Raw genomic sequence first — 11,646 nt, 5'->3', positions numbered from 1 at the left:
CCTATTGAAACTTCAGGATGTTTCACTTCCCAGATATGTGCAAAGGCATCTGTTTGAGCAATTAAATGATTCTTTAGTAATTCTTTTTCAGCATGATCTAAAAGGAGCAGCTCTTGAGTTAAATGCATACTCTTTTTTGATGCACTTGCTAATAAATTTTCAAATAGAACAAGTGCGTTAGCAGAATTTTTTGAAGAATCTGTTTTAAATACAAGCTGATTATAAATAAAGTACCAAATTTTATAAGGAGATGCAGTAGTTGAATTTAGTAATTTTAAAAGTTGCTTTTGCTTGTTCTTGTTTAAATATGCAGATGAAGCATCTAAATCTTTGATGAACAAAGTTTTGTTTTTAAATAGTTTCTTCCATTGTAATACGAATTTTGTTTCTTGATCTGAAGTTATATTGCTCTTTTTTAATTGATTATAAATGTTTTCCCAAATAAAAGAAGACTTAAGTAAATAATCGTTTACAATAGCATTGTTTGTCCTATTATCTTGATTTCCAGTATAATCAGGCAAATTTGAATTTGTAAGTTGATGCCTATAAGAATCGTCTTTTCTCGATAAAACCTTTTCTTGTATGTTTAGGATAGCAGACGAATACTGAAGTTTATTAAGTGTAAAGTTGCTTTCAGCCTTAGCAATACTGTCCATTACTAACATAAGAAAATTGTAAGAAAGTGTTTTCTCTTTAGAGAATTTGAATACATTTTTAATGAAGTTAAACTCGATTAGGTGTATATCGTTGTTCTTCATTTTAATGTTTTCAGCAGCACTCCATTTTTTTAATTCTGTTATGAGCTTTGCTAAAATTGATTTGTTTTTTTGACTAACCTGAGTATACATTATGAGCTCAAAAGCCTTTATGCTCAATAATTCTTTTGCTCTTTTGTAGTAAACTTTGTCTTGAAGCAGAAAAGTTTTTAATTCAATTAATAATTTTTTATCGAAAGTAGCTTTTCTTTCAATTTTTTCACTTAAAACGCTTTTATTCTTAATCCACCAAGGTAAATAAGCATGAGTTGAAAAATAGATGATTGATTGTTTTATGTCTAATCCTTTTTCAAAATCTTTCTTCTCTATAATTTTTTTTAGTTCTTTTTTTAAATCGAATTTTATTTGCTCAATAAGCGAATCTGATGAGTTGATTTTTTGGCTTGATAATGTTAAGTTTATAGATTTGATTTGTATGTCTTCTTCATCAGGTATTCCCAATTCTTTATATACTTCATCTATAGCTATGTTGAATTTTTTATAATCAAGCTGTAATGGTTTTACAAATGGATTGTAGTTTGCTTCATCATCAAACTCCAAATTAAGATATAGTTTATTAATACTATGGCCTAGTTCCATAGTTTACCTATAAGATTTTAAAAGTTGAATAAGTTGAAGCGATAACTTAGCAAGTTCTTTACTGCTGTTTTTCAATTTTAATACTTTCCAGTCTTGATATGTGTTTTCAAATAAATGCATTTGTTGAACACTTAAATAAAATATATTGAACGATAAATGTGCTGGGATATAATTTTTAATACTTTTTTCAACAAGTTCTCTAAATTCTTTATGCTGAAATCTAAGTGGCCAATCCGGCATTACTAAATTTATTTGATTTGAGTAATTAAAGTCATTTGGAAATTTTAATTCTTCACTACTTTTTACAGCTTCAAATACAATGTCATCTTCACTTGTCTTAAATAATCCTACTAGTTGATCAATTTCTTTTTCGGCTTCTTCTTTGTCTGTAAAATAAGTATTCGATTTAAATAGGGGTTGATTAATTACATCGTACACTACTGGTTGAAATTTCCCTTCTTGAGATGATATGGAGTAGTTTGTTTTATCCTTACCTAAGATTTTTAAATCAGTTTGGAGAGATTCTAATTCTGTCTTGTTTTCAGCATAATAACTTGTAAGTATAACTTTAGAGTTGTTTTTTACTTCAACCAAATAAGATTCTTCTAAGTAAGGCCTCAGTAAGATATTTTCAATAACATAAATTCCTTCGCAATTCGTGTTTAAGTGCCTAAACTTATTTATAGCAAGGTCTATTTTTTCTTCACATTTTTCTCTTGTATTGCTTGCGTAAACTTTTACAGGGAGTTGATTGTTAGCTTTAAAAAATACGTGAAATAAGCCTTCGCTTTTTACTATTTCATATTGATTTCTATTTATTGCATTGATAAAAAGCTCTTGATAATCCTTATAGTTGGTACAATGAAAATTAAAATCTTCAGACGAATAATTATCGTCTTCTATTGCTATTGCTTTTCTGCTTTTTTTGTTGTCTATTTTGATAGTCTTTTCAACCCATACTTTATTGCCTTTCTCTATTTTAGATGAGTTGTAGATTTCTTGTGTTAAACTTTGCTTTGCTTCACTTAGACCTAATATAATGTTTAAGCGATCTAATAGTCCAGATGTTGTTTCTTTATTCGATAAATAATTTTGAGCTTTATTTCTATTATATCCTAAATTGATAATAGACCTAGCATATTTCATCTTTATCTCTAAAGCTAAAATCATTGCTTTTTCTTCGCATAATTCAGGCTCGTTTAATTTTAATAATTTATGAAGAAGCGATGTCTCTAATGATTCGCCATAACGAGCAATCAAATGATCAATAACTTGATTTTTTCTATTTATTTTTTGTAAAGTAGATTCCGATATGTTTTTTACAAAATCTCTATAGGATTCAATAGACTCAAATCCTATAAGATCATTGAAGTAAGGAATGTCTACTGGAGCCTGATTAAAATAAGTTTGAATGCTATCTTTATTTGCAGAAAAAAGACTTTTTAAATGGCTTAGTTGGCTTAAATGATTAGCCATAACCTGTTCAAATAAAAGTAGGTAGCCCCTAAGTTGGTTTGATTGAGACTTTCTTTTTTTACTGCTATTAGATGGTAATTCATTTTCTTTTAGTCCATAAACAGAAGGTAGTTCTCTTTGAATTGAAAAATATTCTTCTATTTCTTGATGACTATACTTACCGTTTGTAAGTTCTTTTTTATAGTTTGATAATCTTAATTTAGAATGATAATTGTTTATTTTTAAGGATTCGAAAATTTGATTATATATTGATAAATCTATATCGTAAGTTTTTGTTGCTTTAAAAACAGATAAACTGTTTTCTCTTCCTGTTTGATAATTTAGAGGCTTTAATACAGGGTATTTATCTTCTTCAAAAGTAATGATGTTATCATAACATTTAATGTTATTTTTAAGAACATAAAAGTTTTCTAAGCTGAGAACACCTTCAACATTTTCTATAATCTCTTTAACTTCAGATATAAAAATTTCTTTGGTTTTATTTTTTAAAAACTTGTCTGGAATAGGCCTGCTAAGTTTAGGTCCTTCAAAATGTTGTTCTAAAGTTTTATTAGTTAGCTCAGCTTTGTGTTCAACATGTTCATTGCTAAAATACTTTTCAATGTGGAAATATATTTCTGCAAGGACTTGCTCTCCAACTACAAAAGAGTCTAGCGTTAACTTTCCACTTAATTCTATTATGTCTTTTTTAAGAATAGTAATTTTATCAATATCAGTAGAAAGTGGTCTGTTTTCATTAAATACTTTATTAATTTGATTAACCGAATAACTTATTTGATCTTCAGTTAAATTATCATTTAATTGAACAAATATTTGAAAAAGGCCACTAATTCCCTGTGTGTTGTTGAGTGTTTTAATCCAAATATTTTTAATACTAGGAATTTGATCTAAAAACACTTTTCTAAAGTCGTTTATAGTCGAAGGTGAAGATGGAAATACTTCTTCAGGGCCATATAGAAGGTTGTTGTGGCCTAAATTAGAATTACCTTTTCTAATTTGCAAAATATCTTCTATAGAGAAATTGGTTCGGTAGCCTAAGTCTGTTATGGCATAGCAAACTTGCTCTAAGATGGTAATTCCAGGATCGTGATAATTATAATCTGTCCATTGATTGCCAGAAAATTTTTCAATAAAAGTGATTCCTTTAGCCCTAAGTTCATCATAATTAAGACTTAATTTGTTATCATCATCACTTTTTATAAATTTTGGCTCTATCATGGTGCTTATTATTTAATAGACAAATCGGTGATGTTATATTCAATCTTAAATGGATCACCTGTTTGATCATCAATGCCATAATTACGTCTTGTTCGTACTTCTAATCTATAGTTATGCATGTCACCTTTCCACCTTAGTTGAATTTTATTTCTAAAACTTTCATAATGGGCCTGAGTTAGTTTTATTTTAGATCTAGAAAGTCTTCCGCCAAAAGTAGAAATGGCTATGGCATGGCAAGCTGCATAATAGCCTTTTCCAATTTTACCAGCCGCTTTTGCATTTATTTCAAAACTCTTAACGCCATCTAAATTAGATAATACAACATGCCAACTCCCATCGGCAGGGACAGAACCGATTGCATACGTACCAACTTTATGTTTGTAGCCTATAGTTCCATTTACATCTAAATTATATTCGGGAGCTACTTTGTTTATGCCAATCTTATTAGCTGGAGTTACTGTTAGAGCTGGTGTTTTTTCTTGGCTTTTTACGAAAAGACCTACTTTGTTTTCATGTTTTATATTCAAAGAAAAGTCAGCATCATCTTGGTTGCTTTTTTTATAAAACGAAAGTAGTTTCTCAGAATTGTCTGATGAAGTTAACTTAAAGCCATCCTTTTTATTAATTGTAATGCCATCATCTACTGCGTTAATGGTAGAATCTATTAAGTCTTCAAAATGTTTTTCTGTTGCAAAACCGCCTTTTTTAAAGTAGTTTTTTAAAGTTAGTCTATTAATTAATGCCATTTCTTATAATTTTAGTCTAAACGAAAAGGGTTCATTTTGATTTTGTGAGCTAGTAGGTTTGTTTCTTAATTCTTGCTCTTCACTATTAATAATAAAGTTAGAATTAATTCCAAGCTCTTCAAAACCGATGGGCTCAGGTAGTTTAAAATCGAAATCGTTGGTGATTTCTATTTTATGATTTCCCTTAGGAACTACAATAGACCATTGTGACCCTGGTGTAATATACTCACTTTTATTGTCTAAGCTTGCAGAATCATGCACAAAAATTTCACCCCCATCGTTTCGTTTAAGATGAATAACAGATATTCCCGTTACAAATGAGATGTAAGGTAAGGATTTTAGAAAGTTAAAAATGTCAAGCAACTTGATTTTTTTGCCAATACTGTAGCTTGAGTCGGAGTTTCTAAGCCAAGGGCATATAAAGTTAAATAAGTCTTTGTTTAGCTTCTCTATACCATTTCCATTACTAATGTCTATAAATGACAAGCTGCATTTTACCCACAAGTCTTCAAACATTGGGTTAATAACTTTTATATTGGTAAAAGGAGAAGATATTTTATTTAAAAGTGTTTCAATTTCTTCTTTTTCTGCTGCACTCAATTTAATTTCATCGATGTTTTGGTATGCATCAATTTTCTTAATACATAAAAGCTTAATATTAAATTCATCACTCGAAGAAAAACACTTTACATGCGATAGCCATTTAAAATTGTTTAGGGTATAATGTTCAAAATCCCAAAGAGTTATTGGCTTGTTTTTATGTCTAATTAGTTGGCTTACCCGAATGTAAAAGTCTATTTTGTCTTCTTTTAGTCTTCCTAAAGAAGAAGGTAGGTGTTGTTCTACCGAAACAATTCCTTTAATATTATCTTTAAAATCTTGAACAGATTTTGGAGGTAGGATGCCTATTCTGTTTTCCGATTTTGGACTGATTATTTCAGTTGCATAAACACCATTTGTTTTAATAGACTTTATCAAGCTAAATTGATCAGACTTATTTTTTGAACAAGCTTTTATAAAGCATTTTTTACCATCAAAAAGTGATGAGTTTTGAAGAATATCTTTTGGTAATTTTATAGAAAAAATACCAGTCTTCATAAGATTCATTGTTTGATCGTAAAGTATATCTCCTACAACAAGTTCTTTCCAACCTTCGGCAGAATAATAAAACCACTCAATTTTTCTACTAAACTCATAATTTGAGCTTTCACTTTTAATAATTTCAAAAAGTAAATTAAGTGTTTTAGGTTGTTTAAATTGATCGAACCCTATAACTAACTCTCCTTCATATTTTAAATTGAAAACAATCGAGTCATTTATTACATGTTGAGCATCAAATGTTTTTTTAATACCATATGGCGATAATTGGTAAAAAGAGTTTTCGTCGGCGGGATTGTTTTTATTAAAATCTTTTTGATTAAAAATAAGTGTAGTTGAAGATGAATAGCTAATACTTAAATTTTGAATTTTAGGCGAATAAGCTTCGTTAGGTAAATTTAATTCTGGTAATTCTCCTTTCTTAGGTTTTTCTAATGCATTTTTTGTAATAGCTTTAGCATATACTTTACTGTAAATTCCTGCTCCAAAACCAACCAAAGGTTCTACTAACTCAAGTTTAAGATACCCGGTCTCTAAATCGTTGTTGTAATTTTTTACATCTTCTTTAGATAGTTGATTGTTTGGTTTAATTTTTAGATACTTGGCATTTATGTTTTCAATAAATCTAGAAGATTGAACTTTGTGTTGTTCGTTTTCTGTAAAAATATTGAATGTTAAATCATCGGTATTTGATGTTTTATAGGTGTACTCAGAAAGTGCAGACAACCTTGTTTTAAACGATGTATTTTTTATATCTAGTTCATAATTTTTATAATACTCTTTGAAATTATTTGTGAGTTCTGGAAGGTTTGCAAACTCCCAACCTAATGAAATATTAGTAATTGGTTTATTAAATAATTCTTCGGTGCCAATTAATAGGTAAGATCCTTTTATGGGAAGTGCACCAAACATTTCAAATGCACTGTTGGTGTCTACAAGTTCAGAATTGGTAAGTGCAGTAATCTGTTTTAAATTTGAAACATCAACATTTAATTCAATTCGGTTAATTTTCATTCCATTTAAGAAAGAATATGCATTATAAAAGTTATGTTGATTTATAAGAAACTGAATTACAGGAAATTTAGAATCTAGCCCTAATTTGTGTGTATTTTTAGTTAACGGCATCATTGAAGCAAACTTCTTGCTGAGCGAAAATTCTATCCTAATTTTTCCAGTTGTCCAGTCATCTGGTTGGATTATAGTATAGTCTAAAATAGGTACCCATCCAGATTTTGAAGAGTAATTTATTTCGAAAGCTTCTTGAAAAATTTCGTTAAATACAAGTTCTTCTTCTACATTTCTTCTTGAAGCAATATCTATTAACAGGTCAGTGAGATAACTTATAGAAGATGCATTAAAATAAAAATCGATGCTTATTTTTCTATTACTTTTGCCTAGTTGAAGAACAGAAGACTCTAATATAAAACCAATTGTAGCAAAAGACATATTCATGCTTTCTGTAGTCTTAAGCTTTTGTTCTTCTCCAAGAGAAGAAAAATGACTATTTGAATTGTTAAAGTCGTTTACTTCGTTATTATTAGACGCATGTGTTTTGGTGTATATACCAGACACAAGATTAAACCTTGAGTTATACTCAAATGTTTTATTTCTACTCAGGTAGGTAGTAGATAAGTGGTTAATGTTAATATTGTTTAAGCTATTGTTATCTTCCAACTCAAAAAGTACATCTGTACCATCATTAAATTGTCCTGCTTTTAGTTGAGTTCCTTTTTTTAAGGTAAGGTTGTCAATGTTATTATCAATGTCTACTGTTGCAAATAAATGACTTGGGGTTACATCTAATGGATGCTGTCTCAATAATTTTTCATAAAATAAATCAAGATGTTTTTCACTTAATCCATTTAAATCGTTTTGAACACTTTCAAATAATTTAATAAACGTAAACAGTAAACCAATATGAGCTTTGTGGTCCTGATTTTTATGAATAGATTTTTTAAATAATTGAGCTGAAGATTCTACTATACCATAAATAAGTTCATAAGATGAATTGAATAACAGTGTTAAACGCTTCATGGCATGGTTTGCTGTAATTTTATCTGGTTTGCTTAATTCAGATAAAATGTATTTTTCGTTACTATTCCAAATGTTTCCAAAAGGAGCAAAATACTGCTTTGCATTATGTATAGAGTCTCCTTTTTCGTTGTAATAATATTGAAATTGTATTTTTAATTCGTTAAGAAGGGGTGATAAATCTTCTTTAATATAAATCTCAAGGTTTGACTCTATAGGTTTACTTTCTAACGAAATATTATTTTTTCTAGCTTTCTCATACCATGTATTTACTTGCTTAAATAATACTAATGTAGAATCAAAAAAATCTTTATAAATAGACCATTTTTCAGATTCTTTTGTGCAATTATCAAACGAATTTATAAAGTCTAAGCGCTGTTTTCCAAGGTTGGAAATATTGTATTTATAAATCTCAACGAGTAAAAAAGTTTCATCATATTTTAATATGTCATGCCAAGTACCGTCAATTCGATTTTTATCATCAAAAAAATTAATTTTTTTGGATAAGTTTTTAAAAAATAATATAAAATCAGCAACTGTTCTATCATCGATTAGCAGTTGCTTAGGGTCTAATTTATTTATTTGACTTTTAATCACTTAATTTCAGTTCCTTCGTTAATATAAAAAGGGAATACAATATTATCTCGTACATTATTAGAGTGAATTTCATAGTTGATTTCAACACTAATTAAGCCTTCTAATGTATTTGATTTTATGGCTGATACATCATGAACTATAATTCTTGGTTCATACCTTCTAATACCTTGTTTGATTTCGAAAGCTAATTTCCCTAAAAAGCTTTCGTCTACACGGTCGAACAAATAATCGTGAATTACACATCCATAATCAGACCGCATAATGCGTTCGCCGATTTTAGTCTGAAAAAAAATCTGCAAACTTTGCCTAATATCTTCTTCTTTAGAGACCATAACTACTTCAGCATTTTTTTTATCGAAAGTAGGAGGGAAGCCCCAGCCTTTTCCTAAAAATGATTTCTCTTCCATAACTTAATTAATATTTACAGCAGAACCTTCAACTTTAACAGCACCAGAAGCGGTTATGTCAATACCACTAGTTCCTTTTGCAGTTAATTTTGACTGAGCTTCAATCTTTACATTATTTCCGTTAAGCTTTATGCCATCTCCACCTTTACCATTTGCTATAACTCCCTTATCCGCATCAAGAGTAATTGTACCAGATGCAGAAAGCTTCAAGTCCTTAGCGCTTGTAATGCTAATCCCATCAGGATTAGTTTCAATTTGATTTTCATTTTGATCTGTGATGGTAATTTTTTTATTAGACTCATCTAACACTATGCTATTGTTCTCTGGAGTCTGAATTGTAATTATTTTATTAATATCATCAAACTCTAATTTAAGTTTAGATTTGGATAAAATGGCTTTAAAACTATTTTGGTCATCTATTGTTTTATAAGGTGAATTGGTAGATGTATACAGACCACCAATGACTACAGGAAATCTTGGGTCTTCACCAATAAAAGAAATAACCACCTGTGAGTCTACTTCTGGAAAGAAAAAAGAACCTGCTTCTGCAGAGGTATAAAAATGGGTTAATCTAGCCCAGATACCATTGCCAGAATTTTTAAAACTGGGTATTTGTACTTGTATTCTATTCTGGTTTAAAGGGTCTGAGTCTATTTTTTTTACAGTACCGATGTGTAAACCTGAGATTTTTTTAAAGCCCGTATTGGTAGAGTTAGATTGATTTTTAAAAAGATCATTGCGTATTCCAAATCCAATTTCAGTAATGTATTCTCCGTTTTCAACTCTATTTATTAAACTAGATATGTACACATCTCCGTCAAAATTTTTGCCAAAGCCTTCTAATTTTAAACTTTGTCCCAATTCTAAATCGTTAATCCCTTTAAATTTAGCTCTACCAACCATACGTTTTAATCTCATTTTTTGGAGGTATGCATTAGAGAGTACTTTTACTTCAGCTTGTTCAATTATTTGTGGGAAATTGAGATTAATGTCTGTTGCGCTTGTATTTGCTGTTATTTTTGATGCTTTTAGCTTATCATTTTCAGTAAGATCAGGTTCTTCAGCTTTATTTGTATTAGTAGAATCTTTAAAAATATCCCAAGCATTTATAGTAAGGTCTGCTAGTTGATTGCCCGAATTTATTTGTGCATCAAAACTAATTGTGCCTTCACCATTTTTAATTGTTACGTTAGAAGAGTCTGGGTTACTTGGTTTTTTTATATCTAATTTATTATCAGAATTTATAACTACATAGCTATTCATTTCTGCTCTTTCTAAAATAAACTCCCAATCGTTTATACCATATTTTGGCAAAAATGGATAAGTTGTAGTTGTCGCATCAACCGTTGTTGTTAAGCCACTTACATCTTTTGTGAGTGCACTTATAATTTCACTATCTAACTTATCTTCATAAATCTCAGTTGTAAAGGAATTTAGAAGTTTTGTGGCTTTATCTACACATTCAATAACAAGTTGGCTTTTCCATGGTTTAGTTATATAGCCATCCTTTAATGAAATTCTTATTTTTTCAATTATTCCTTTAAAAACAGTTTTATTGTTTTGGTTATAACCAAGCAAAATTTCAATTTCATTTCCTGGTGTAAAGTTTTCATCTTCAGATTCTTCAAAAGAACTCATGTATGGGTTTCCACCAGTTATAGCTATTTGTGCTTTGCTAATTTTGTTTAATTCTTTTTCGGTGTAAATTTTTTGTACTGAATACTTAGCGTCTAAATTGCTACCATTTACTTTAATTGTAAATGAAAGCGGTTCAAAGATTGTCTCATCTGCTGTTTCACCTGAAGTTAAACTCATTGTTCGTTTTTAATAGGAGGAATTTCTATAGTGCTACCTTTCTTAAGCTTTCTAAAAGATGAAAGACCATTTACTTTAGCAATTTTCAAATAATATTTTTTATCATCATAAAATTTTTCGCTAATATTTACTATCGAGTCTCCATCCTTTACCAGCGTAGATTTTGTTATATCTGGACTTTGAAACAGATTTTTACCTTCTAGTTCCACTTCAACTACTATTAATGTTACTTCAGCTCGCAATGGAATGCCAAGTGCATTAAAGTAGGTGTATTTATAATTAAGCCCTGCAACAGAGCCAAATACAGAAACCATACCCATTCCCCAACTTACTTTTACAAATGGAGGTCTATGTGTGCTTTTAACAGGCAGAATTGTTAATTTCTCTAGTTTTTTTATGGAATCTGAAACAGAACCCATTTTAAATTTTGAGACTCCATCTGGTGTATTGGGTAAAACACCAGTGTTATCAATAATAAATTTAAATTGAACTTTACGTCTTATAAATGTAATGGCACGACTTGTTTGTGCGCTTCCTTCAGCATCTAAGGATTCATCTACTTCTGCTTCCACTTTGCCAACATCAAACGAAATATCTGACGGGTTTAGTTGTAAACTATACGTACCCAAACTTATAAAACTGTCTACAGATTTATAAGCGGTTATATCGAGTGAATTGACTAATGTAGGCATTAGTATCGAAGTTTAGATTCTAGCGCATCAAGAACAGAGTTTTTACATTCTTCAATTAAATCATTTTTGTTTTTTTGAGTCAATTGAGTGTTTTTAGAATTATTTTTAATTTCTTCTCTAATAATTTTAATAAGGTCTTCTTCAGTAGGTGTACTGTTTCCGTTAATTTTTCCTTGTATGATTAATTCTTTTATAACTACACCCATATTTA

The 11,646-nt window shown here is 29.5% G+C and carries 8 protein-coding genes; all 8 read right to left on the bottom strand.

What is annotated here, in order from left to right; translation table 11 throughout:
• The coding region (locus IEV63_RS09095; RefSeq protein WP_188406485.1) for a hypothetical protein at positions 1-1,355 on the bottom strand (1,355 nt) is incomplete at its 3' end.
• Between the two features lie 3 nt (positions 1,356-1,358).
• Positions 1,359-4,049: a hypothetical protein gene (locus IEV63_RS09090; RefSeq protein ID WP_188406484.1), complete on the bottom strand. Its 2,691-nt coding sequence runs from the start codon at positions 4,047-4,049 to the stop codon at positions 1,359-1,361.
• 8 nt (positions 4,050-4,057) lie between these two features.
• Positions 4,058-4,795 (bottom strand): hypothetical protein, encoded by a 738-nt coding sequence (locus IEV63_RS09085; protein ID WP_188406483.1) that lies wholly within the window; start codon positions 4,793-4,795, stop codon positions 4,058-4,060.
• A gap of 3 nt (positions 4,796-4,798) precedes the next feature.
• Positions 4,799-8,521, bottom strand: coding sequence for a baseplate J/gp47 family protein (locus tag IEV63_RS09080; protein ID WP_188406482.1), 3,723 nt, complete (start codon positions 8,519-8,521; stop codon positions 4,799-4,801).
• A complete protein-coding gene (locus tag IEV63_RS09075; protein WP_188406481.1) occupies positions 8,518-8,928 on the bottom strand; it encodes a GPW/gp25 family protein in 411 nt (136 codons plus the stop codon). The genes IEV63_RS09080 and IEV63_RS09075 overlap by 4 nt, the downstream gene beginning before the upstream one ends.
• A gap of 3 nt (positions 8,929-8,931) precedes the next feature.
• Positions 8,932-10,743 carry a phage baseplate assembly protein V gene (locus IEV63_RS09070; protein WP_188406480.1) on the bottom strand — a complete coding sequence of 604 codons (1,812 nt, stop codon included), beginning with the start codon at positions 10,741-10,743 and terminating at the stop codon, positions 8,932-8,934.
• Positions 10,740-11,435 carry a CIS tube protein gene (locus IEV63_RS09065; RefSeq protein ID WP_188406479.1) on the bottom strand — a complete coding sequence of 232 codons (696 nt, stop codon included), beginning with the start codon at positions 11,433-11,435 and terminating at the stop codon, positions 10,740-10,742. Before IEV63_RS09065 ends, IEV63_RS09070 begins: the two co-directional genes overlap by 4 nt.
• Positions 11,435-11,641, bottom strand: a complete 207-nt coding sequence (locus tag IEV63_RS09060) for a hypothetical protein (RefSeq protein WP_188406478.1) — start codon at positions 11,639-11,641, stop codon at positions 11,435-11,437. The genes IEV63_RS09065 and IEV63_RS09060 overlap by 1 nt, the downstream gene beginning before the upstream one ends.
• Positions 11,642-11,646: the final 5 nt, after the last annotated feature.

Source organism: Psychroflexus salis, assembly GCF_014640175.1.
Lineage (GTDB): Bacteria > Bacteroidota > Bacteroidia > Flavobacteriales > Flavobacteriaceae > Psychroflexus > Psychroflexus salis.
The sequence above is the reverse complement of the archived record's forward strand: the minus strand, read 5'-3'. Positions and strand labels throughout refer to the sequence as shown.

Coding starts and splice junctions, on each gene's coding strand:
- IEV63_RS09090 (WP_188406484.1), bottom strand. CDS start 4,049: ATGATAGAGCCAAAATTTATAAAAAGTGATGATGATAACAAATTAAGT.
- IEV63_RS09085 (WP_188406483.1), bottom strand. CDS start 4,795: ATGGCATTAATTAATAGACTAACTTTAAAAAACTACTTTAAAAAAGGC.
- IEV63_RS09075 (WP_188406481.1), bottom strand. CDS start 8,928: ATGGAAGAGAAATCATTTTTAGGAAAAGGCTGGGGCTTCCCTCCTACT.
- IEV63_RS09070 (WP_188406480.1), bottom strand. CDS start 10,743: ATGAGTTTAACTTCAGGTGAAACAGCAGATGAGACAATCTTTGAACCG.
- IEV63_RS09065 (WP_188406479.1), bottom strand. CDS start 11,435: ATGCCTACATTAGTCAATTCACTCGATATAACCGCTTATAAATCTGTA.
- IEV63_RS09060 (WP_188406478.1), bottom strand. CDS start 11,641: ATGGGTGTAGTTATAAAAGAATTAATCATACAAGGAAAAATTAACGGA.